General features: G+C 70.9%; 20 protein-coding genes. 7 read left to right on the top strand and 13 right to left on the bottom strand.

Going from position 1 to position 22,281, the window contains the following annotated elements:
- Nucleotides 1-30: 30 nt before the first annotated feature.
- Entirely contained in the window at nucleotides 31-1,020 is a 990-nt protein-coding gene (locus ACOQPQ_RS09740) for a hypothetical protein (RefSeq protein ID WP_420639246.1), read from the top strand.
- 4 nt (nucleotides 1,021-1,024) lie between these two features.
- On the opposite strand, the gene ACOQPQ_RS09745 is transcribed toward ACOQPQ_RS09740, so the two are convergent.
- Nucleotides 1,025-1,807: an enoyl-CoA hydratase/isomerase family protein gene (locus ACOQPQ_RS09745; protein ID WP_420639247.1), complete on the bottom strand. Its 783-nt coding sequence runs from the start codon at nucleotides 1,805-1,807 to the stop codon at nucleotides 1,025-1,027.
- A 174-nt stretch (nucleotides 1,808-1,981) separates the two neighbouring features.
- Here ACOQPQ_RS09745 and ACOQPQ_RS09750 point away from each other — a divergent pair, with 174 nt between their 5' ends.
- Nucleotides 1,982-3,487, top strand: coding sequence for a class I adenylate-forming enzyme family protein (locus ACOQPQ_RS09750; RefSeq protein ID WP_420639248.1), 1,506 nt, complete (start codon nucleotides 1,982-1,984; stop codon nucleotides 3,485-3,487).
- Nucleotides 3,488-3,511: 24 nt separating this feature from the next.
- On the opposite strand, the gene ACOQPQ_RS09755 is transcribed toward ACOQPQ_RS09750, so the two are convergent.
- On the bottom strand, nucleotides 3,512-4,762 hold the full coding sequence (locus tag ACOQPQ_RS09755) for an acyl-CoA dehydrogenase family protein (RefSeq protein WP_420639249.1): 1,251 nt from the start codon (nucleotides 4,760-4,762) through the stop codon (nucleotides 3,512-3,514).
- A gap of 49 nt (nucleotides 4,763-4,811) precedes the next feature.
- Here ACOQPQ_RS09755 and ACOQPQ_RS09760 point away from each other — a divergent pair, with 49 nt between their 5' ends.
- On the top strand, nucleotides 4,812-5,750 hold the full coding sequence (locus ACOQPQ_RS09760; protein WP_420639250.1) for a TIGR03619 family F420-dependent LLM class oxidoreductase: 939 nt from the start codon (nucleotides 4,812-4,814) through the stop codon (nucleotides 5,748-5,750).
- Here the strand turns inward: ACOQPQ_RS09760 and ACOQPQ_RS09765 are convergent.
- Nucleotides 5,747-6,943: an MFS transporter gene (locus ACOQPQ_RS09765; RefSeq protein ID WP_420639251.1), complete on the bottom strand. Its 1,197-nt coding sequence runs from the start codon at nucleotides 6,941-6,943 to the stop codon at nucleotides 5,747-5,749. The two genes, ACOQPQ_RS09760 and ACOQPQ_RS09765, sit on opposite strands and share 4 nt — an antisense overlap.
- Nucleotides 6,944-7,059: 116 nt before the next feature.
- Between ACOQPQ_RS09765 and ACOQPQ_RS09770 the strand changes: the two genes are divergently transcribed.
- Nucleotides 7,060-7,416 (top strand): hypothetical protein, encoded by a 357-nt coding sequence (locus ACOQPQ_RS09770; RefSeq protein WP_420639252.1) that lies wholly within the window; start codon nucleotides 7,060-7,062, stop codon nucleotides 7,414-7,416.
- A gap of 10 nt (nucleotides 7,417-7,426) precedes the next feature.
- Here the strand turns inward: ACOQPQ_RS09770 and menC are convergent, their stop codons facing one another.
- The 6 genes from menC to ACOQPQ_RS09800 all read right to left on the bottom strand — a co-directional run bounded on the left by menC (nucleotide 7,427) and on the right by ACOQPQ_RS09800 (nucleotide 13,916).
- The gene (menC, locus tag ACOQPQ_RS09775) at nucleotides 7,427-8,494 is read right to left on the bottom strand and encodes an o-succinylbenzoate synthase (RefSeq protein ID WP_420639253.1); all 1,068 of its coding nucleotides are present in this window, start codon (nucleotides 8,492-8,494) and stop codon (nucleotides 7,427-7,429) included.
- 25 nt (nucleotides 8,495-8,519) lie between these two features.
- Nucleotides 8,520-10,193: a 2-succinyl-5-enolpyruvyl-6-hydroxy-3-cyclohexene-1-carboxylic-acid synthase gene (gene menD / locus ACOQPQ_RS09780; RefSeq protein WP_420639254.1), complete on the bottom strand. Its 1,674-nt coding sequence runs from the start codon at nucleotides 10,191-10,193 to the stop codon at nucleotides 8,520-8,522.
- Nucleotides 10,190-11,359, bottom strand: a complete 1,170-nt coding sequence (locus tag ACOQPQ_RS09785; RefSeq protein WP_420639255.1) for an isochorismate synthase — start codon at nucleotides 11,357-11,359, stop codon at nucleotides 10,190-10,192. The genes menD and ACOQPQ_RS09785 overlap by 4 nt, the downstream gene beginning before the upstream one ends.
- Complete coding sequence (locus ACOQPQ_RS09790) at nucleotides 11,356-11,772, bottom strand: hypothetical protein (protein WP_420639256.1); 417 nt, start codon at nucleotides 11,770-11,772, stop codon at nucleotides 11,356-11,358. Before ACOQPQ_RS09790 ends, ACOQPQ_RS09785 begins: the two co-directional genes overlap by 4 nt.
- A gap of 82 nt (nucleotides 11,773-11,854) precedes the next feature.
- Entirely contained in the window at nucleotides 11,855-12,988 is a 1,134-nt protein-coding gene (locus ACOQPQ_RS09795; protein ID WP_420639257.1) for an LLM class flavin-dependent oxidoreductase, read from the bottom strand.
- A 10-nt stretch (nucleotides 12,989-12,998) separates the two neighbouring features.
- Complete coding sequence (locus ACOQPQ_RS09800) at nucleotides 12,999-13,916, bottom strand: formylglycine-generating enzyme family protein (protein ID WP_420639258.1); 918 nt, start codon at nucleotides 13,914-13,916, stop codon at nucleotides 12,999-13,001.
- Nucleotides 13,917-14,010: 94 nt separating this feature from the next.
- On the opposite strand from ACOQPQ_RS09800, the gene ACOQPQ_RS09805 reads away from it, so the two are divergent.
- Together ACOQPQ_RS09805 and ACOQPQ_RS09810 are read left to right on the top strand one after the other, a co-directional pair.
- A complete protein-coding gene (locus ACOQPQ_RS09805; RefSeq protein WP_420639259.1) occupies nucleotides 14,011-14,742 on the top strand; it encodes a hypothetical protein in 732 nt (243 codons plus the stop codon).
- The gene (locus ACOQPQ_RS09810) at nucleotides 14,718-15,728 is read left to right on the top strand and encodes a DUF445 domain-containing protein (protein WP_420639260.1); all 1,011 of its coding nucleotides are present in this window, start codon (nucleotides 14,718-14,720) and stop codon (nucleotides 15,726-15,728) included. The genes ACOQPQ_RS09805 and ACOQPQ_RS09810 overlap by 25 nt, the downstream gene beginning before the upstream one ends.
- A 44-nt stretch (nucleotides 15,729-15,772) precedes the next feature.
- Here ACOQPQ_RS09810 and ACOQPQ_RS09815 read toward each other — a convergent pair whose 3' ends face one another.
- On the bottom strand, nucleotides 15,773-17,302 hold the full coding sequence (locus ACOQPQ_RS09815; protein ID WP_420639261.1) for a class I adenylate-forming enzyme family protein: 1,530 nt from the start codon (nucleotides 17,300-17,302) through the stop codon (nucleotides 15,773-15,775).
- 16 nt (nucleotides 17,303-17,318) lie between these two features.
- Nucleotides 17,319-17,963, bottom strand: a complete 645-nt coding sequence (locus ACOQPQ_RS09820; protein ID WP_420639262.1) for a histidine phosphatase family protein — start codon at nucleotides 17,961-17,963, stop codon at nucleotides 17,319-17,321.
- 22 nt (nucleotides 17,964-17,985) lie between these two features.
- Between ACOQPQ_RS09820 and ACOQPQ_RS09825 the strand changes: the two genes are divergently transcribed.
- A complete protein-coding gene (locus ACOQPQ_RS09825; RefSeq protein ID WP_420639263.1) occupies nucleotides 17,986-18,351 on the top strand; it encodes a carboxymuconolactone decarboxylase family protein in 366 nt (121 codons plus the stop codon).
- Between the two features lie 33 nt (nucleotides 18,352-18,384).
- Here the strand turns inward: ACOQPQ_RS09825 and ACOQPQ_RS09830 are convergent, their stop codons facing one another.
- Entirely contained in the window at nucleotides 18,385-19,683 is a 1,299-nt protein-coding gene (locus ACOQPQ_RS09830) for an N-acetylmuramoyl-L-alanine amidase family protein (protein ID WP_420639264.1), read from the bottom strand.
- Nucleotides 19,684-19,737: 54 nt separating this feature from the next.
- Complete coding sequence (locus ACOQPQ_RS09835) at nucleotides 19,738-22,215, bottom strand: ATP-dependent Clp protease ATP-binding subunit (protein ID WP_420639265.1); 2,478 nt, start codon at nucleotides 22,213-22,215, stop codon at nucleotides 19,738-19,740.
- Nucleotides 22,216-22,281: the final 66 nt, after the last annotated feature.

Here is a 22,281-nt window from a genome sequence, read left to right on the forward strand (position 1 = left end):
ATCCGGCGGACACCGGGCAAACTGAACCCAGTGGAAGAGCAGCTCCAACAGTTGCTGCGCTCGTGGCGCAGCGTCACCTCCCGCACGGTGCGGGAGGCCGTGTCCGTGTTGCTGTTGCTGATCGTGGTGCTGGGGTCGGGGTTCTCGGCGCTCACCACCTACGCCAACCTGGTGATCTTCAACGAGGACCGCTTCGCCGAGGAACTGGCCGACATGTTCGACGACGAGGACGTCCACAACGTGGTGGCGGCCTCGTTCATCGCCACCACCACGGAGATGGCCGAGTTGCCCGTCACCCCCGCCGGATCGGCCGGGGCCCAACTGGCCATCCAACAGCAGATTCCCCCGGTGGTGAGCGGGCTGCTCACCGCAGCGGAGAACGATTTCCTGCTCGACCGGGCGGTGCGACAGGCCCACCGCGACGTGTTGGCGGTGGTGGGCGGCACCGCGGTGGCCAACCCGCCGGAGCGGAGCGTCAACGTGGATCTGGGGCCGATCTTCAACCAGACGTTGGCGGAGATCTCCGACCACGAGGACCTCACCTTTCTGGGCGAGTCCAACCCTCCCGCCGACGCGGGGGTGGTGACGGTGCTTCAGCGGGCCGAACCGGGCGACCGGTTCTGGGAGTTCCTCGGCCAACTCCAGGACCGCCGGTCCTCCACCATCACCCTGATCATCCTGTGCGGCATCGCCTCGCTGTTGATCTCCCCGTCCCGCACGCGGGTGCTGTGGAGCATCGGTGCGGGCATCGTGGCCATGGCCGCCGTCCTGGGCGTGGGCGTCTACGGTTCCCGGGCGCTGTTGGCCGTGTTGATCGACAACTCCGACACCGTTCGGGCCGCCCAGTCGATCCACGAGGCCCTGTTGGGGGATTTGACCGGCCGGCTCATCGGCATGGCCCTGATCGGGGTGCTGATGATCGTGATCGGCGCGTTCGGGGGTTGGCTCTGGCGCCGCTACGGGCCCACACCCCCCGAGGAGGAGGCGCTGGCCGCCGCCGGGCCAAGCCCCACCGCTTAGCGAATTATCGCCCGGTGAAGGTGGCCCGTCCGGGGCCGTTCTCCAGGAAGCTGGCCACGCCGATGTGGGCGTCCTCGGTGTCGAAGCAGGCGGCGAAGGCCTCGCACTCGGCGGCCAGGCCCTCATCGAGGGGCAACGAGACGCTGTCGAGGATGGCGCTCTTGGCCAGGGTGAGCGCGGCGGGCCCGGCGGCGTAGCGGGCGGCCAACTTCACCGCCTCGTCGTACACGTCCCCGTCGGGATGCACCGCCGACGCCAATCCGATGGCCACGGCCTCATCGGCCTTCACGTTGCGCCCCGAATAGATCAGCTCCTTGGCCCTGGTGATGCCCACCAGCCGGCTGAGCCGCTGGGTGCCGCCCCCGCCGGGGATGATCCCCAACAGAATCTCGGGCTGGCCCAACACCGCGCCCTCGCCCACCAGGCGGAACTCGGCGGCCATGGCCAGCTCGCAGCCCCCGCCCAGGGCGTAGCCGTTGATGGCGGCGATGGTGATCTGGGGGAGCAGCTCCAGGGCCCGCAGGGCGTCGTTGATGTTCCGGGTCAGCCGCCGGGCCAGTTCGGCGTCCATGCCGGAGAACTCGTTGATGTCGGCCCCGGCGGCGAACACCTTGGGGCCGCCCCACACCACCACCGCCCGAACCTCGGTGCGCCCGGCCAGCTCATCGGCCGCCTGGTGCAGCTCGGCCACCACCTGGGAATTGAGGGCGTTGACCTTGGGGCGGTCCAGCCGCAGCGTGGCCACCCCCTCCGCCGCGCCGGTCTCCACCCGAACGAACTCGCCCATGTCCACACTCCTTGCCGTCCTTGCCACGGGAACCCGCCCACCGTATTCCCCCGACCCGGCGGGCACTCAGTCATCCCCCCGACCAATGGCCACGAGACGCTGAGGCCTCACCCGGCCACCGGGTAAGCCGGTCTCGGCCACTCCCAGCGGGCCCGAACTGACACAATCCATGAGATGTGGGCCGAGACCATTCCGGCGGCGGCACGGCGCTTTGCGGACCGCGCCGCCCTGGTGGCCGAGGAGGGTTGGACGATCAGCTTCACCCAGCTCGACCGCCTGACCGACGAGGTAGCCGTGGGCTTGGCTCGCCGAGGCGTGCGCCAAGGTGAGGTAGTGGCCCTGCTGGTGCCGTCATCGGTGGACTACATCGTGCTCTACGGCGCGTTGGCCAAACTGGGGGCCATCACCGCCGGGGTCAGCAGCCGCCTGGCCGCCCCCGAACGCACCCGATTGGTGAACGACGTGGCCGGGGCCGACCGGGCCATCGCCACCGCAGCCCTGGCCGATGACATGGCCATCGACATCGACGTGATCGACATCACCTTGGCCGACGGTCCCGGCTCGGTGGCCCAAGGCCTACGGGCCCCCGACGAGGCCCCACCCCCGCTGGCCCCCGACGGGGACCGACCGGTGACCGTGGTCTTCACCTCCGGCACCACCGGGGTGCCCAAAGGGGCCATGTTCACCAATCGGATCCTGGCCGACATCGCCGTGGTCGACACCGGCAACGGCTGGGGCGAGGGCGGCCCCATCACCTCCAACACCCAGATGGCCCACATCGGGGTGATGGGCAAGGTGCCCGCCCAGTTCGCCGCGGGCACCACCCTCCATGTGATCGACCGCTGGAGCGCCACCGCGGTGCTCGACGCGGTGGCCCGGTACCGGATGCCCGCCGTGGGTGGGGTGGCCCCCCAGATCGCCCTCATGCTGCGCCACCCCGAATTCGACCGGTACGACTTTTCCGCGGTGAAGCTGATCGTCACCGGTGGGGCACCGTCACCGCCCGACATCATCGAGGAGGCCCGCCGGCGGTTCGACGCCCACTGGACGCAGCGGTATGCCTGCACCGAGGGAGGCGGGGTGGGCACGTTCACCTGGATCGACGCACCCATGGAGGAGATGCTGGCCACCGTGGGGCGCCCCCGCCCCGGCATCGAGTTGCAAATCCGCGACCCCGACGGCGACCAGCCGGTGGCACCGGGAACGGTGGGCGAGGTGTGTTTGCGATCCCCGGCGGTGATGGCCGAGTACTGGCGCGACCCGGTGGCCACCGCCGCGGCCCTGCGGGGCGGTTGGCTGCACACCGGCGATCAGGGGTGGCTGGACGACACCGGCTGCCTGCGGCTGGTGGGACGACGGGGAGAGGGCTACCACCAAGGCGGCGAGGTGGTGTTCCCGGTGGAGACCGAACGGGTGCTGGCCTGGCACCCCAAGGTGGACAGGGTGTGCGTGGTGCCCCGGCCCCACGAGGTGTTGGGCGCGGTGGGGGTGGCGGTGGTGATCCCCGCCGATCCCCAGCACCCGCCTTCGCTGGAGGAGTTGACCGAGTTCGGTCGCCGTCACCTCGCCGACTTCAAGCTTCCCCGCTTCCTGCGACTCACCGATGCTTTTCCCATGACCCCGATGTCGAAGATCGACCGCGTCGCCCTGGAGCGTGACGAAGCCGATCCGACCGGCTGAGGAGCCACCGCAACACGGGGGCCGTCAGCGGGGTTCTCGGGGCAGGCCGAGCACCCCTTCGCCCACGCTGTTCTTCATCACCTCATCGGTGCCGCCACCGATGCGCATGGCCGGGGTGCCCAGCAGCAACTGCTTCCAGGCGTAGGTGCCCCATTCCCCGGTGTCGGCGCAGATGCGGGGTCCGAGCAACCCGGCGATCATCGAGGCCGCCCAGTTCATGTGGCGGGCGGTGCCGTACTTGGCCGCCGCCGGGGGAATAGCGGGGCGGCGGGTGGCGTTCCACTCCACCAGCCGGTGCCCGGTGTAGAGGCGGGCCAGGTTCTGGCGCACCGTGGGGTCGTCAGCCAAGCCCAGATGGCGGGCAAGCCGCACCACCCGCTCCGGGGCGGCCAAACCCACCAACCCACTGCCCCCGTAGCCCGCGCCCCGGGCACCGATGGAGGCCCGTTCCGACTGCAGGGTGGTCCGAAACACCGACCAACCCGCGTTGACGCCCCCCACCCGGTAGCGGTCGCTTATCCGGGCGTCCTCGAAGAACACCTCGTTGAACTCCGAACCGCCCGTCATCTGCCGCAGCGGGCGCACCTCGGTGCCGGCGGTGTCCAAGGGATGGATGAAGGCGGTGATGCCCTGGTGCTTGGGCGCATCGGGGTCGGTGCGGGCCAACAGGAGCCCGATGTGGGAGTAGTGGGCCCGGGAACTCCACACCTTTTGGCCGTTGATCACCCACTGGTCGCCGTCGCGCACCGCCCGGGTGCTCAACGAGGCCAGGTCCGACCCCGCACCCGGCTCGCTCAGCAACTGACAGGCCAGGATCTCCCCTCGGAACAGCCCGACCAGGTACCGCTGCTTCAGCCAGTCGGAGCCATGGGCCAAGAGGGTGGGAGCCACCACTCCCAGGGCCGTTCCGAACACGGTCTGCGACGGCACCCGGTAGGTGGCCTCCAGGTCCAGGTAGGCCCGCTCGTATTCCGGTCCCAGACCCCGGCCACCGAACTCGGGGGGGCCGGTGATCCAGCCGAAGCCCGCGTCCCACATCTCGGCCCGCCACCGTTGGGCGGCCCGCACCGCGGCGGCCTCCTCGGCCTCGTTCTTCTCGGCGTACACCGTGATCTCATCCGAACCGATTCCCCAGGTGAACTCGTCGGTGTGGACCCGCGCCGCGTTGGCGTCCAGGAAGGCACGGGCCTCGGCGGTGAACTGGGCCAGGGTGGGCGCCACCCCGCGAGTCTGGTGGCCGGCGGCGGGGCGGGGAAAGGCAACGGTTCCGCCCATGGGGGTGCGGTGTGGCGGTACGGCCCGTGACTGGGCTAAGCAAGGCCGTATGACACCGCTGCTTTCGATGCAACTCCGCTCCTTCGCCGCCGCCGACCCCGGACCGGGAGGTTGGCAATCGGTGTTCGATCTGGCCAAGGCCGCCGACGCCGCCGGGGTGGACAAGGTGGTGGTGAGCGACCACGTGGTGTTCGGCGAGCGCCTCGACGCCTACGGCCAACCGGAACTGGGGGGCATGGCCGGCGGCCGCCAGCCCACCGGCCCCGACGGCCACTGGCTGGAGCCCACCACCCTGCTGTCGATGTTGGGGGCCATAACCGACAACCTGCGACTGGGCAACAACATCTTGCTGGCCGCCCTGCGCCGCCCGGTGATCCTGGCCAAGTCGCTGGCCACCCTCGACGTGCTCACCGGCGGCCGGGTGGACCTGGGCGTGGGCGTGGGCTGGCAGGCCGAGGAGTACGAGGCGGCCGGGCTCGACTTCGCCGACCGGGGAGGCCAGCTCGACCACACCCTGGCGGTGTGCCAAGCCCTGTGGACCTCCTGTCCCGCCGACTTCAGCGACGACCGGCTCACCTTCTCCCGCATCTACCTGCAACCCCAGCCGGTGCAGCCGGGCGGGGTGCCCGTGTGGGTGAGCGGCACGGTCAATCCCCGGGCCATGCGTCGGCTGGCCCGTTTCGGCGCCGGATGGGTGCCGTGGGGCCCCGACATGGGGGGCGACATGGCCGCCACCATCGCCCGGATGCGGGAGGCGGTGGCCGGGTTCGACCGCGACCCGTCCGACATCGGGGTGGTGGGCACCCTGCCGGTGGTGCGCACCGACGACGGAGTGGACCTGGCCGCCACCATGGAGGGCGTGCCCGCCTTGGTCGACGCCGGGGTCACCGATTTCCGGGCCCACCTCCCCATCCCCGACGACCCGGCGGCCGCCCACGACTACCTGGCCGACGTGGTGGCCGCCTTCCGCCCCGCCGCCGGCCGCTAGCTGCCCTCCTGGTTGCCCTGGAAGGGGAGATCGCGGTCGATCAGGGTGCGGACGGCGGTGACCAGGATGAACAGCACCGCCGACAGCGCGGCGCCGGTCCACAGCACCAGCCGGGTGTCGCCCACGGCCAACAGGCCCGCCACCAGGGCCGGCCCACTCACCTGGCCGACGCGGATGGCCGTGCCCCAGGCGGCCACCGTCACCGCTCGATGCTGTTCGGGGGCCAACGAGGCCGCTCGGCTCTGCAGGGGCACGATCACCATTTGATCGGCGGCCCCCAGCAGCAGCACCGGGGCGATGATGACCGCCAACGACGGTGACGCCGCCATCCCCACCAGGCAGATCACGAATCCCACGTAGCCCGCCCGCACGATCATGGATGGGGTGTACCGGGCGGCCATGCGGCCCATGTTCAGCGCCATCAGGCCGGCGGACACCGCGGTCAGCGACTGAATCAGCCCCCGCACCCACGGCGGGGAACCGAACTCGTTCTCCAGGTGGATGGGCATGGTGGTGATGCCGATGGCGAAGAAGATCAAGAAGGTGAACGGGCCCACCAACAGCAGCACCCCGACCTCGGGTTTCATGAGATGGGGGCGGGCCGCCTGCAGTTGCCTGCGCAGCGGCTCGACCGCGCGGCGACGGTCGGCCGGCAGCAACGCCGCCGCCCACACGGCCAACACGATGGTGGCCGCGTGCAGGGCGAACGGCCCCCGCCAACCGAACACCTCGGTGAGCAGGCCCCCCGCCGCGGGCAGGATGGCCACGCTCAGGTTCATGCTCAGGGCGTTCTGGCCGATTATCCGGGTGCGCTCCACCCCCTCGTAGTGGTCGCCGATGATCACCAGGGCCAGGCTCAAGAACCCCGAGGAGCCCAGCCCCTGGATGAACCGGAAGGTCAACAGCATGGCCAGGTTGCTCGACGTCATGATGACCAGCCCGCTGACGCCGAACAGCAACAGGCACGGCACGATGATCCGGCGGCGACCGTAGCGGTCGGCGGCCACCCCGATCACCGAGGCCATGAACAGGCCGGGGGCGTGGGCCGTCATCAAGATGAACACCGAGGTCTGGTCGGAAATGCCGAAGGCGTCGGCGATGTCGGGGATGGCCGGGGCGATGGTGGCGTTGGGGAGGATCACGGCGGCGCCGATCAACCACACCACCACGAGCTGCGACCGCCGGAGTCCCACGGCTTGACGGTATTGCCCCACCCGTCCGGGTGGCATGATCAAAGCGTGGAGCGCAGCGTGGACGCCGATCGGGTCGCCCCGGCCCCGACGCCCCCAAGACGGTGAGGTGGCGCCCATTGTCCCGAGTCGCGGTGGCGGTGGCCGCCGCCGGGCTGGTGGCGGGCTGCACCACCCGGACCGAGGAACTCCCCCAGGGGCCACCCCGGGAAATCCGCATCATCAACGAGGTGTCAGTGGCCGACGACGACCGCACCCTGACCGTCCGCTACTGGGGCACCGAGTGCGAGGAGTTCAGCGACGCCGAGATCGACTACGGCATCACCCAGGTGGAGCTGGCCGTCTACGCCCTGGTGACCACCGAGGACTGCCGACGGGCCGGGCTCCAGCAGACCGCCACCATCACCCTGGACCAACCCCTCGACGGCCGCATCCTGATCGACGCCAACACCAACACCGTCGTCCTCAACCCCTAGTCCGGCCCGTCTACCAGGGGTCAACTTTCGCTACATCCTCTGAGGTGATCTGTCGACCAACCCCAATGGTGGGCCAACGATCCCCAAGTTCTCCTGGCGCTGAGATGGTGGGGGTGGGGCTGTGGGGAGGGAGGGGGCAGTGGCCGGAAGCGATGGGGGGGAGGGGGGCGAGGTCGTGGGTGAACAGGTCGGGGGTGATCGCACCGTGGACCTCGGGGGGGCCGGGGAGGGCGGCGGCCGTGCTGAGGGCGGCGTGTTGGCCGACGGCGGAGTCGAAGAAGTTGGTCACCACCACCCGGTGACCCCGCTCGATCCACCGGCAGGCGGCGCCATGGGCTGTGCGGGGACCGCCCAGCGCCATCGGCTTGATCACCAGCACGGCAATCACCTCGGGCACCTCGGTGTCCGCATCCTTCAGGCTCTCGTCGGCGGCCACCGGCACCGGGGATCGCTCGGCCACCTCAGCCAGGGCTTCCAGGCCCGCGACCGGCTCCTCCACGTAGTCCACGCCATGGGGCTCCAGTTGGGCCAACACGGTCACCGCGTGCTCGGCGGTCCAGGCTCCGTTGGCGTCCAGCCGCAGCTTGGCGGCCTCCCCGATGGCGGCGCGCACGGCGGCCACCGTGGCCACATCTTCCTCCGGGGGCGACGCCCCCACCTTCAGCTTCACCGTCCGATACCCCCGGGCCACCGCAGCCGCCGCATCCTCGGGGCCTTGCACCAGGGCGTTCAACGCTACCGATGACGCCACCGGCCCGCCGTCGGCCAACACCTCGGCCTGGGTCAGCGTGCGCCGGCGGGCCTCCACATCCAGCAAGGCCAACTCCACCGCCCCGCGGGCAAACCGCTCGGTGGGCAGGGCCTCGGGATGGGGGTCGGCCGCCCAAGCCTGCAGTGCCCGACGGGTCGCCGCCAGATCGGCGCCCGGCCAACCGGGCAGGGGCAGGGCCTCACCCCAGCCGCTGACGTCGTGGTCGTGGATGCGGACCAGCAGGCCTTCTCTGCGGGCGATCGGTCCCCGGCCGGTCATCACTGGGCGGCGCAGCGTGAGGGCCACCTCCCGGAGTTCGACCCGCATCACCGGGCCGCCGGGGTCGCCCGGCTCACAAGACCGCGTCGGTCAGCGCACGACGCTGGCGCAGGGCCGCCGGGTGGTCGATGGGCACCTCCACCACGGTCACCCCGGAGGGTTCGGCCACGGCGTCGGCCAGGTCGTCGGCCCGCTCCACCCGGCGATAGCCGACGCCCAGGCCACGAGCCAGATCGCCCAGAGCAACCCCGTGGGGGGTGTGGAACAGCTCCTGGAAGTACACCTCCCCGCCGGCGTCGGCCAGGGGCAGCAGCGAGAAGATGCCGCCCCCGTCGTTGTTGGGCACCACCACGGTCAGATCGGCCCCGGCCCGGGCGGCGGCCAACAGCCCGCCGATGTCGTGGAGCACGGCCACGTCGCCCACCAGGGCGGCCACCGGACTGTCGAGGGCCAGACCGGCTCCCAAGGCCGAGGCCACCACGCCGTCGATGCCGTTGGCCCCCCGGTTGACCAGCACCCGGCGGGGGGGTGTGTCCGGCGGCCAGAACGAGGTCACGTCCCGCACCGGCATGCTGTTGGACGCATACAACGCAACGTGGGGGGGCAGCGACCGCAAGAGGGTGGCGGCCAGCAGCGGCTCCAGCAACCCACCCCGGCCCAACACCGCCTCGACCCGTGACCAGGCGTCCGCCGACGCGTCGATCCAGCCTGCCGCCCACCCCTCATCGGTCGGGGTCATGGCGGGGGCCGCGGCGCCCAGCAAGGCCACCGGATCGGAGGCCATGGCCTGGGTCCACCCCAGCGACGGTTCTTCCCACCGCCGTCGGGGGTCCACCAGCAGCCGCTCGTCGGCCTCGCAAGAGGCCACGAACTCGATGATCGCCCGGTTGCTGGGCGGGCCGCCGATGTGGAGCAGCACCTCGGGATCCTCCCCGCTACGGCCCAGCACCCACTCGGCCGCGTCCAGCACCAGCGGGCCCCGGCCCCGGAGCTGCGATCCGGCGTCGGCCACCACCGGCCACCCGGCCGCCTCGGCAAAGCCGACGATGGCGGCGGCCCCGTCGGTGTCGATGTCGAGGGCCCCCGCCACGATCAGCCCCCGGCGCCCGCCCAACCGGGAGACCTCCTCCACCTCGGCGTCCACCAGGGGCCGGACCGCAAGCAACGGACGACCTACGGTGGCCCCGGTCCGGGGCAACGGACCCTGGGGCTCCAGCGGCTTGCGAAACGGCCAGTTCACGTGGACCGGACCGGGGTCGGGACCGGCCGCGGCCATGCTGACCGCCCGCACGGCCAGGCGGGCAGAGAAGTCGGGCTCGTCCCCGTCGCACGGGGTCTCGGCGTACCAGCGCACGTGGTCGCCGTACAGCTTGACCTGGTCGATGGTTTGGCCCGCCCCCACCCCCCGCAGCTCGGGGGGCCGATCGGCGGTACACACCACCAGGGGCACCCCGGCGTGGTGGGCCTCCACCACCGCGGGCAGGTAGTTGGCCGCCGCGGTGCCCGAGGTACAGACCAGGGCCACCGGACGGCCCGACGCCTTGGCCATCCCCAGCGCACAGAAACCCCCCACCCGCTCGTCGAGCTGCACGGTCACCCGCAGCCCTTCCTGGTTGCGGGCGGCCACCGCCAGCGGGGTGGAGCGCGAGCCGGGCGAGATCACCACGTCGGTCACCCCGCAGGCCGCCATCTCGGCCCAGAACCGGGCCGTGGCCCGATAGGCCGCGTCGGCCACGGGGCCGGTCATGTCACCACGTCGAGCACGGCGTCCAGCTTGATGTCGGTCTCGATCAGCTCCTGTTCGGGATCGGATCCGGCCACCACGCCCGCGCCGGCGATCAGCCGCAGGCCGGCGGGGCCGACCAGGGCCGAGCGCAGGGCCACGTAGAAGGAGCCACAGCCCCGGTGGTCGATCCATCCCACCGGGCCGGCGTACCACCCCCGGTCGAGATCCTCGTGCTCGGTGATCCACTGTTGGGCGAAGGTGCTCGGGGTACCGCCCACCGCCGGAGTGGGGTGCAACGCCCCCACCAGTCGCAGGGCCCCGCCCGGTGCGGGGCTGATGCGCCCGGTGATGGTGGTATTGAGGTGATGGATGCCCGGCAGGGTCCGCAGTTCCGGTTCGCCGGTGGGATCCAACTCCACCCCGGCCAGCGCCAGTCGGGTGCGCAGGTAGTCCACCACGTAGCGATGCTCGGCCTGCTCCTTGGGGTCGGACACCAACCGTTCGGCGTGCGCGGCATCCTCGGCGGGGTCGGCCCCCCGCGGGGCGGTACCGGCCACCGCGTAGGTGGTGACCACGTCGCCGTCCTGTTCCACCAGCACCTCGGGGCTGGCCCCCACGAAGCACGTTGTCCCCCGGCCGATGCCGAACACCGCGCACGACCGAAACCGCCCGGCCAGGCGGGCCAGCACCACGGCGGGGTCCACTCGGCCCACCGCTTCCACCACCCGGGCCACCACCACTTTGGCCAGCTCCCCGTCGTCGATGGCCTCGACCGCCTTCTTCACCGCGTCCCGATACGTCGACCTGGTCTCATCGTGGACCTGCAGCCCGCGGCCGCCCAAGCCGCCGTCTGCGCCGCCGTCCGCGCCGCCGCCCAGGCTGCCGTCCGCGCCGCCCGCTTCCGGCACCGGTCCCCGAACCAGCCTCTCGGGCACCACCAGCCGGCCGCTGGGATAGCCCGCCCAGGCCCCCGCCGCCCGCTGATCGAAGAAGGCGAAGCCGCCGAAGGCAATCTCTCCCTCGTCCAGCATCTCGGCGGCGGCCGCGGCCGCGTCGTCGAATCGCCACGGGCCGGCCACCTCCACCGTCCGGGCCGCCCCCAACCCGACCACCGCCCGTTGGCCGGGGGCCCGCCAGAACACCCGGTCGTCCCCCGTCCACGCACCGAACGCCTCCAGCGGCGTCATCGCCCGGACTCCAACAGCCGGGCCGATGCCCGACTCAGCAACGTGCGACGGAAGTGCTCGCCCACCAGGGCCACCACCTGGGGCACCAAGGCCTCCACCAGCGGGGCCAACTCCTCCAGCTTGACCTCCTCCAGGCTGGCCGACCCCATGGCCGCCAGGAACAGGTCGACGGCCTCGTCCACCACCGCCTCCACGTTGCGGGCGTGGCGAACGGCCAGACGGGCCAGATCGGGCACGCTCACCCCGGCGGCCACCAGGGCGGCCCCGGCCTGCAGCATGGTGATGGCGTCCTCGTTGAATCGCCCGAGGGCATCGGGGATCAACAGGCCGGCGTCGATGGCCAAGTCCACCTGCTCGGCGGCCAGGCCCGACCGGTCGATCAACTCAGCCCGGCTGAGGCCCTCGGATGCCATCGATCAAGGCTAAACCCACCGCGGGGCGGCTTCCCACCCCTCTGTCGGTCCCGGGGAGCCGGTCCTCGCGCCGGAGCCTACCTCAGGAGGCGGCAATGTTCGGGGTGTAGTTCTCCAACTCGGGGATGATCTCTTTGCCCAGCAGTTCGATGGTGCGCATGATCGACTCGTGGGAGTGGTAGCCGAACTGCACGTAGCAGATGAGCTGGTCCACGCCGAGGTCGGCGTAGTGCTTCATCTTCTCGTAGCAGGTGTCCACGTCGCCCACCACGATCATGTCGGCCTCGTCGAACTCGTGGATGAGGTCGTCGATGCCGTCCTCCATGAGCGGCTTGAGCAACGGGAAGGTGGCGTCGCGCTCCTCCTGGGACAGCTCGGGCAGCTCCCAGTCCAACGTGAACTGGGCCAGGTTGGTGTACCACCACTCCACCGACTTCCACACCCCGTTGTCGTGTACCTGCTCCTTGGTGTCGGCGCAGTGCACCAGGGTGTAGGCCGCGGTGGCGTTGGTGGTCACGTCGGTGATGGGCTCGGGGTTCTCGGCGGCCGCCCGGTAGTTGCGGATGTGGCGGGCCATGGCCTCCAGCGGCTGCATGATGGAGAACGACAGCATGCCCATCCCGGCCTTGCCGGCCACCGCCGCCGAGTTCTCCGAGGCGCACGCCATCCACGCCGGGGGATGGGGGTACTGCATCGGCTTGGGGGTGACCATGCGCTTGGGGAAGGTGAACCGGGGCGACTCGTACTCGAAGTACTCCTCCCGCCACATGCCGCACACGATCTCGATGGCCTCCTGCCAGTCGTCGCGGGAGCGCTCCCGGTCGACCCCGAAGGCGATCTGCTCCATCGGGGTGGACCGACCGGTGCCCCACACCGCCCGACCGTTGGACAAGATGTCGACGGTGGCCACCTTCTCGGCGATCCGCTGGGGCGGGATGAACCCGAAGGGGGTGAGGGTCACGCCGAACCCCATCTTGATGTTCTCGGTCACCATCGACAGGGCCCCCAGCAGCACCTCCGAGGCCGGACAGTGCGAGCGGCCCTCCCGGAAGTGGTGCTCCACCGCCCAGATGGTGTTGAACCCGAACGAGTCGGCCAGCTTGATCTGCTCAACGGCATCCCGGTAGGCCTTCTGCTCCCGCTCCCGCTGGCCCCAGGGATGGGGCTTGCCCCACGGTTTGGGGGCGTCCACCTCGTACAGCAAGTCCAACTTCATGGCGGCGACGTTATCCAGCCCCCTCGCCGGCCCGCATCTCGGGGCCATTGCCGCCTGCCACCGCGTCGGCACCGCCCACCACCGCGTCGGCGTCGGCGGCCAGCCGAAAGCCCATGTGCCCGGTGGTGGAGTCGGGGCCGTTGGCGTGGCGGGCCGCCACCCGGTAGCGGTTGCAGTAGGAATCGTGGCACAGGTAGGAGCCCCCCCGGATCACCCGGGCCGTGCCGGTGTCGGGGCCCATCGGGTCGACCAGGGGCCGCTCGGGTGGGAAGCGGTTGTCGAACCAGTCGGCGCACCACTCCCACACGTTGCCCGAGCAGTTGTACAGGCCGAACCCGTTGGGCTCGTACTCGTCCACCGGGGCCGTCCCCACGTAGCCGTCGGCGGCGGTGTTGTGCCGGGGGAACTCCCCCTCCCAGATGTTGAACCGGGGCCGCCCGTCGGGGGCCGGCTCGTCGCCCCACGGCAGCCGGGCCTGCACCAGCCCGCCCCGGGCGGCGTACTCCCACTCGGCGTCGGTGGGCAGCCGGGCCCCGTACCACGCTGCGCAGGCGGCGGCGTCGAACCACGACACGTGGACCACCGGGTGGTCGCCCCGGTCGGCCACCGACGACTGCGGCCCCTCGGGCCGGTGCCAGCACGCCCCCTCCACCTGACGCCACCACTCGGCGCCCACCACCCCCCGAGTGGGGGGGAAATCGTCGGGCAACAGACCGGCGAACACGAACGACCAACCCTCCCGCTCGGCGACGGTCACATGGCCGGTGGCGGCCACGAAGGCCCCGAACTCGGCGTTGGTCACCGCAGTGGCCGCCATCCGGAACGGCGTCAGCACCACCTCACGCACCGGCCCCTCGCCGTCACCCTCGAACCACACCTCCTCGGTCCCCATGAGGAACGACCCACCCTCCAGCGACACGAACTCCATGGCTGGGTCATACCATGTCCACACACCCGAGCAACAGACAGCCGAGCAACGGACACCGACCGGATCACCCCCAGGAGAAGGACCACCACCCACCATGAAGACCACCGGAATCATCTTCGCCGCCCTCGACTGCGACGCCGACGCCATCGAAGCGTGGAATCGCTGGTACGACCTGGAGCACCTCCCGCCCAACATCGCCCTGACCGACGTGATGCACGGCCGGCGCTACGTGGCCCCGCCCGACCGCCAGGCTCTGCGCCCCGCCGGGGGCGACGAGGCATTCACCGATGGGCGCAGCGCCTTTCTCACCGTCTACTGGCTGTGCGGTGACGTCGACGGGGTGATGGCCACCATGACCGACTACCGCGAGGTCCTGGTGGCCGCCGACCGGATGTTCCCCGACGAGAAGAAGACGGTACGCCTGGGCGACGCCCTAGTCCTCGACTGGGCGGTAGCCGACCCGGCGCTCAAGGCCGATCCCGGTGACATCCCCCACATCTCCCACACCGACCTCCACGTGGTGCTGCGCCGGGGCCTCGCCGACCAAGCCTGGCACCGCGACGAGTACGCCCCGGCGGCCGTGGCGGTGGACGGCGTGCATGCGGTGGTGTCGTTCACCTCCCGGTTCGTCCCCGACACCGCCATCGACCTCCACCTGATCGAGGGCGACCCGGCGGCGGTGGTGGGGGCGTTGCGGGCGGCGGCCCCGGCCCGACCCGCGGCCACCACCGTGGGCCTCGACGGCCCCTTCCGGCTGATCGAGCCGTTGCACTACCCGTGGGCCGACCAGATCCGCGGGTCATGGATGCCCCAAACGGTCGCCTGAGCGAACCGGCCTCGCTTCGGCGGGCCAAGCGGCGGGCCACCGGCCTGCTGGTGGCCGCCGCCGCCCTGTTCGTGGTGATGCGCCTGCTCACCGACGGCCACGGCTGGTCGGGCTACGTGGAAGCGGCCGCCGAAGCCGCCATGATCGGCGGGCTGGCCGACTGGTTTGCGGTCACCGCCCTGTTTCGCCACCCGCTGGGCATCCCCATCCCCCACACCGCCATCATCCCCCGCCGCAAGGACGCCATCGGCACCAGCCTGGGCGAGTTCGTGCAGGACAACTTCTTCGATCCCGACGATCTGGCCCGCTGGGTGGCCGACCGGGCCCCGGCCGAGGCCCTCGGCCGTTGGCTGACCGACGAGGGCGACGCCGGGCTGGTGTCGGCCCCCGCACTGGGCCGGCTGCTGGAATCTCTGGTCACCGGCGGGCACCACCGCCCCCTGGTGGACGCTGCGGTGGACCGGGCCGACCGCTTCCTGGTGGACAATTACGAGGTGCTGCGGGATCGGATCGTGGCCGAGGCACCGGCCTACACCCCCAAGGTGCTCGATCACCACATCTTCACCCGACTCCACCGGGGGGTGCGGGGCGTGCTGGCCGACATGGCCGACAACCCGGACCACGAGCTGCGCCGACGCATCGACGCCGGACTCGCCGCCTACGCCCGACGGCTGCAGACCAGTCCGGCCCGAGCCGCCCGGGTGGAGGCCGCCCTGGTGCGGGCGGGCCAGTCGCTGCAGACCGATCCCGACCTGCAGAACCGGGTGGACCGGTGGCTGGTGACCGCCGTGAGCCTGTTGGCCCAGCACGCCCGGGCCGAGGTGGCCAACGTGATCGCCACCACCGTGGCCCGCTGGGACGCCGACGACACCGGGGCCCGCATCGAACGCCGAGTGGGGCGCGACCTGCAGTTCATCCGCATCAACGGCACCCTCATCGGCGCCCTGGCCGGCCTGGCCATCCACGCCGTGGGCGGGCTGCTCTAGTCGGAAACCCGCGCCCTTCCCATCCACGCCGTGGGCGGACTGCTCTAGTCAGCAAACAGATCCCGAAGCTCGTGCTTCAGCACCTTGCCGGTGGCGTTGCGGGGTAGCGAGTCCACCATCTCCAACTGCTCGGGAATCTTCTGGGCCATCACCCCCGAGGAGCGGAAGTAGTCCCGCACCTCGTCCAGCGTCATGGCCTCGACCCCCGGCGCCGGTTCCACCACCGCGCACACCCGTTCCCCCCGCTCCTCGTCGGGCAGGCCGATCACCCCCACGTCGGCCACCTTGGGGTGGGCGTGCAGGAGGTCCTCGATCTCGGTGGCCGAGATGTTCTCCCCCTTGCGGATGATGATGTCCTTCACCCTTCCGGTGAGGGTCACGTACCCGTCGGCGTCCAGAAAGCCCACGTCACCGGTGTGGAACCAGCCGTCGTCGAAGCAGGCCGCGGTGAGGGCCTCGTCCGTGTAGCCCCGGCACACCATCGGCCCCCGAATCCACAGCTCCCCCTCCACGCCCACCCCGGCGGGGGAGCCGTCGAAGCCCACCACCTTGATCTCGGCCCCGGCCAGCGGCCGGCCCTCGGTTTCGGCCAGCTTCTCGTCGGCGTCGTCCGGGGCGTTCTGGGCGATGATCGGGGCCTCGGTCATCCCCCAGGCGTGGCCGCATCCCCTCCCGCCCATTTCGGCTCGTACCTCGTAGTGCTGGGAGGCGGGCATGGGCGCACCACCCCCGGAACACAGGCGAAGCTCGGGCAAGATGGGCTCGCCGGGCTGCTTGCGCTGCTCGGCCAGGAAGGCCATGAAGAAGGCGGGGCCGCCCCCCACCACCGTCACCCCGTGGCGGGCGAACAGGGCGGTGGTGGCCGCCGGGTCGAACGCCTCGGCGATCACCAGGGTGCAGCCCGAGCTGAGCGACGCCGACAGGTTGCACACCCCGCCGATGTGGGCGAAGGGAAAGGCCAGCCCGAACCGGTCGTCGGGGGTGAACTGCTGACGCTCCACCATCGCGATGCCCGAGGCCATGGCCGAGGTGTCGCAGTGCCGGGCCCCCTTCGGGTCCGACGTGGTGCCCGACGTGTAGTACACCCAACGAATGGCCTCGGGGTCATCGGGCGGGGCGACGTCGGCCGGCGCAGCCACGTCGGCGGCGGGCAGGTCCACGTCGCACACCACCACCTCCAACCCGTCGATGTCGGCGGCCAACGTCCGGGCCATGGCCTGGAAATCGAACCCCCGCCACACCGACGGCACCAGGAACAGCCGGGCCCCGGTCTGGCAGAGACAAAACCCCACCTCCCGCTCCCGGTACACCGGGATGATCGGGTTCTGCACCGCCCCCAGCCGGGCCAGGGCGGCCTGCAACACCAGGGTGCTCGGCCAGGTGGGAAGCTGCCACGACACCGGAGTGCCCGGCCCCACCCCCCGTTCGGCCAGCCCCGCGGCCGCCCGCTCGGCGGCCTCCCGATACTGGGCGAAGGTCATCACTCGATCGCCATCGTCGATGATCATGGGGGCGTCGGGCGTGAGGTCGGCCCGGCGCTCCACCATCGACCAGAACGTTCCCCCGCGCAGCATCGGACCAGAACCGCGATCAGTACTGAGGGGCGGTGACCAGTCCGTCGCGCATGAAGCCGGTGACACCGGTGCGGGTGGCGCAGCAATGGCCGGTCTCGTTCACGCTCATCAGCACCCGCCGCGCGTCCTCCACCCACACCCGGCAGATGCCGGTGTAGGCCACCTGTATGTGGATCCGCTCCGACGCCAGCACCAGCTCCGACACGATGCGATTGATCACCCCACCGTGGCAGGCCACCGCCACGTGTTGGCCGGGCTGGGCTTCGCAGAGCCGCTCGAAGGAGGCCATCACCCGCTTGTGGAACTCCTCGGGGGTGTCCCACCCGATGGCGGCGTAGTCCTGGGCCCGGATGGCCTCGTAGTACTCCCCGCCCTCGGTGGCCAGCAGCTCGGTGGGCAGATACACCCGGGAGTTGCGGTCGATCTCGGCGAAGTCCTCCTCCAGCTCGATCGGTTGGCCCAAACGGGAAGCCAGGGGCTCGATGGTCTCGATCGCCCGCCGCTTGGTGCTGGAGATGATGTGGTCGAAGGGTTCGTGCTCCAGCCAGTCGGCCAGCCGCTCCGCCTGCCACTTGCCCAGTTCGCTGAGCCCCGGATCGGCCACGGTGTCGGTGTTCCACTCCCGCAGGGGCTGCCCGTGGCGCACAAAGGCGATCTGCACCGCCACAGCCTACGCTGACCGGATGAACAACAAAGAAGCAGATCGTGTCGCCTGGGCCAACATCATGGGAGATGATCCCCCCGACCACGACGACCTGTATCTCCGGTTCACCAAGCGGGTGTTCTCCGACGTGTGGAGCCGCCCCCGGTTGGGTCGCCGGGAGCGGCGGCTCACCACCCTGACCGCCATCGCCGCCACCGGCAACGGCCCCATTTTGCCCTTCCACATGAAGCCCGCCCTGGAGTCGGGCGACCTCACCCCCGACGAGTTGGCCGAGTGGGTGGTGCAGTTGGCCCACTACGCGGGCTGGCCCGCCAGCGCCCAGGCCTACACCGCCCTGCGCACGGTGGTGGCCGAACTGGGTCTGAGCTTCGAGGACGAGGACTGAACCGTCCCGCCGCCCGTTGGCGGCCCGGCTCCGCTACTCCAGGGCCACCTCGTCGCAGACCCGGGGGGCGGGCGACGGATCGAACACCCGGGGCCGCTGCACCGACACCGCGCTGGGCCGATTGGAGTTCAGGTACGACTCGATGGCGTTGGCCGTGGCCTTGGCCGCCACCCGGATGTACTCGTCGGTGGCGAACAGGGCGGCCTCGGAGGGGTTCGACAGGTAGCCGTACTCGATCAGCACCGCCGGAACCGTGGGCCGGCTGATCATCCCGTAGGCGTCGTTGCCGTTGGCCTGCAGCACCCGCAGCACCCCGGCGTCGGGCAGCCTGCTCCAGGCCACGTTGTCGAAGCCCGACAGCGCCCGGGTGATCTCCTCGTGGAGCATTCCCCCCAGCCGGGCGGAATCGGGCCGGGGCTGTTGGGCCGACACCGACTGCACGTACACCTCGGTGCCCGGTCGGCGCCCGGTGACGAACGTGGGGGCGTTGTGGTGGATCGACACCAGGGCCTCGGCCCCCAGTGCGTCGGCCAGGCCGGCCCGGACCGACAACAGCGTCCCGTAGTCGCCGGTGCGGGTGGAGATGGCGGGGATGCCCCGGTCGGCCAGCTCGGCCAACACCGCCTCGCTCAGGGTGAGGTTCAGGTCGCGCTCGGCCAAGCGGTTGGGACCCACCGCCCCCACGTCGTAGCGGCCGCCGTGGCCCGGATCAATCACCACCCGCACGCCGGTGAGGGGCCGTCCGGTGCTGACCGTCGAGAGGTTGCCGCACGGGGTCACCACCGCGAAGCCGCCGTCCACGATCCCGGCCACCGCCACCGGAATGCCGGTGGGGGTAAGCAGCCCCCGCGGCGGCTGCCAGTCGGAGTCATCCAGCATGGCCAACCAGTCGAAGTCCAACGGCGGCCCCGGCGGGACGGCAACCGGGGCGGGGGGCGCCGGACAACCCTGCGGCAGGAGGCGGCGATCGACCTCGTAGTCGAACCGGCAGCGATAGACGTTGAGCACCGATTCCTGGGCGGCCACCAACTCGTCGCGCACGGCCAGATCGCCGGCGGTGGGCACTCCGGCGAACTCACCGGGCTGGGAGAATCCGCCGGTGGGCAGCCCGTCGCTGCACCCACCCCGCACGGTGGTCACATCGATGCCGAAACGACACCGATAGACGTTGAGCAACGATTCCTGGGCAGCGATCAGGGTGTCGCGGATCACCACGTCCTCCCGGCTCACCCCCTCCGTTGAGGCGTCGGCCCCCCGCATCCCCCCGCCGAGCACGGCCAGCACCACCGCGCCGGCCACCGCCGCCTTGCGGGCACGGCCAAACCCAAGCACGGGCGAAAAACTACCCGAACCCACCCCGTTGCCACCGGCACGGGGGCCGGCCGATCAGCCGATGGCCAGCTCCCCGGCGGCGTCCACGTCGGCGGTCACGGTGTCCCCCTCGGCGATCGAGCCGCTGAGCAGCGCCTCGGCCAGGCGGTCGGCCAGCTCCCGCTGGATCACCCGCTTGAGCGGACGGGCCCCGAAGGCGGGGTCGTAGCCGTCGGCGGCCAGCTTGGCCCGGGCCTTCTCGGTGACCACCAGGTGCATACGGCGGTCGGCCAGGCGTTCGGTCAGCAGATCGATCTGCAGGTCCACGATGCGGGCCAGGTGCTCGGGCCGGAGTTCGGCGAAGGTCACGATGTCGTCGATGCGGTTCACGAACTCCGGGCGGAAGTACTCCTTGGGGTCCACCTTCAGGTTGGACGTCATGATCAGCACCGCGTTGGTGAAGTCCACCGTGCGACCCCGCCCGTCGGTCAACCGGCCGTCGTCCAGGAGCTGCAGCAGCACGTTGAACACCTCGGGATGGGCCTTTTCGATCTCGTCCAGCAGCACCACCGCGTACGGGCGGCGCCGCACTGCCTCGGTGAGCTGCCCGCCCTCGTCGAAGCCCACGTAGCCGGGCGGGGCCCCGATGAGGCGGGCCACGCTGTGGCGCTCCATGTACTCCGACATGTCGATGCGGACCATGGCCCGCTCGTCGTCGAACAAGAAGTCGGCCAGGGTGCGGGCCAGCTCGGTCTTGCCCACCCCGGTGGGGCCGATGAACAGGAACGAGCCGATGGGCCGGTGGGGATCGGACAGCCCGGCCCGGCTGCGGCGGATGGCCGAGGCCACCAAATGGACCGGCTCGTCCTGGCCGATGACCCGTTGGCCCAGCACCGACTCCAGGCGCAGCAGCTTGTCGGTCTCGCCCTCCAGCAGGCGGGTCACCGGCACCCCGGTCCAACGGGACACCACGGCGGCCACGTCGTCGGAGTCCACCTCCTCCTTCAGCATCTGCCGGTCGGCCTGCAACTCCACCAAGTGCCGGTCGGCCTCGGCGATCTGTCGCTCCAGCTCGGGCAGCTTGCCGTAGCGGATCTCGGCGGCCCGCTCCAGGTCCACCTCCCGGTCCAGGGCGGTGCCGAGGGCGTCGTGTTCCTCCTTGAGGGTGCGGATCCGGCCGATGGCCTCCTTCTCCGACTGCCAGTGGGCCTGCATCCCGGCCAGCTCCTCCCGCAGATTGGCCAACTCCTCGTTGAGGGCTTCCAGCCGTTCGGCCGACACCTCGTCGGACTCCTTGGCCAACGCCACCTGCTCGATCTCCAGTTGGCGGATGCGGCGGTCCACCACGTCGATCTCGGTGGGCATGGAGTCGATCTCGATGCGGAGCATGGAGGCGGCCTCGTCCACCAGGTCGATAGCCTTGTCGGGCAGGAACCGCCCGGTCACGTAGCGGTCCGACAACACCGCGGCCGACACCAGGGCGGCGTCGTGGATGCGGACCCCGTGGTGGACCTCGTACCGCTCCTTCAGCCCCCGCAGGATGGCCACGGCGTCCTCCACCGAGGGCTCCGGCACGTACACCTGCTGGAAGCGGCGCTCCAGGGCGGCGTCCTTTTCGATGTGGGTGCGGAACTCGTCCAGGGTGGTGGCGCCGATCATGTGCAGCTCGCCTCGGGCCAGCATGGGCTTGATCATGTTGCCCGCGTCCATGGCCCCTTCGGCCGCCCCCGCGCCCACGATGGTGTGCAGCTCGTCCATGAAGGTGATCACCTGGCCTTCGGCGTCGGTGATCTCCTTCAGCACCGCCTTGAGCCGCTCCTCGAACTCCCCCCGGTACTTGGCCCCGGCCACCATGGCCGCCATGTCCAGGGCCACCAGTCGCTTGTTCTTCAACCCCTCGGGCACGTCGCCGTCGGCGATGCGCAGGGCCAGGCCCTCCACGATGGCGGTCTTGCCCACGCCGGGCTCGCCGATCAGCACCGGATTGTTCTTGGTGCGCCGGCTCAGCACCTGGATGGTGCGGCGGATCTCCTCGTCCCGCCCGATCACCGGATCGAGCTTGCCCTCGCGGGCCAACACGGTGAGGTCCCGCCCGTACTTCTCCAGGGCCTGGTAGGAGTCCTCCGGGGTGGTGGAGGTCACCCGGTGCGATCCCCGCACCTCGGCCAGCGCCTCCAGCAGGCGGTTGCGGCCCACCCCCACCCGGTCGGCCATGGCCAACAGCAGGTGCTCGGTGGACAGGTACTCGTCACCCAACTCGATGCGGGCGGCATCGGCGGTCTCCATGGTCTTGACCAGCTCTTGGGCGGTGCGCACCTCGGTGCCGTAGGCCGAGGGCAGCTTGTCGATGGCCGCCTTCAACTGGGCCCGCAGCTCCGGAAGGGCCACCCCGGTGCGCTGCAGCACCGGCAACACCACCCCGTCGGACTGTCCGATCAAGGCCAACAGCACGTGGTCGGGGGTGATCTCGGGGTGGCTCTTGGACTGGGCCACCGCGGAGGCGGCGTTGAAGGCCTCCCTGGTCTTCAGTGTCCACCGATTGGGGTCAAGCATCAGCGCGAACCTCTTCTTCTCGGGATTCTCTCGGTTCTCCCGGAACAACCACCAAAAGTTGATAAT

Source organism: Candidatus Poriferisocius sp. (assembly GCF_965219775.1).
GTDB lineage: Bacteria > Actinomycetota > Acidimicrobiia > Acidimicrobiales > Bin134 > Poriferisocius.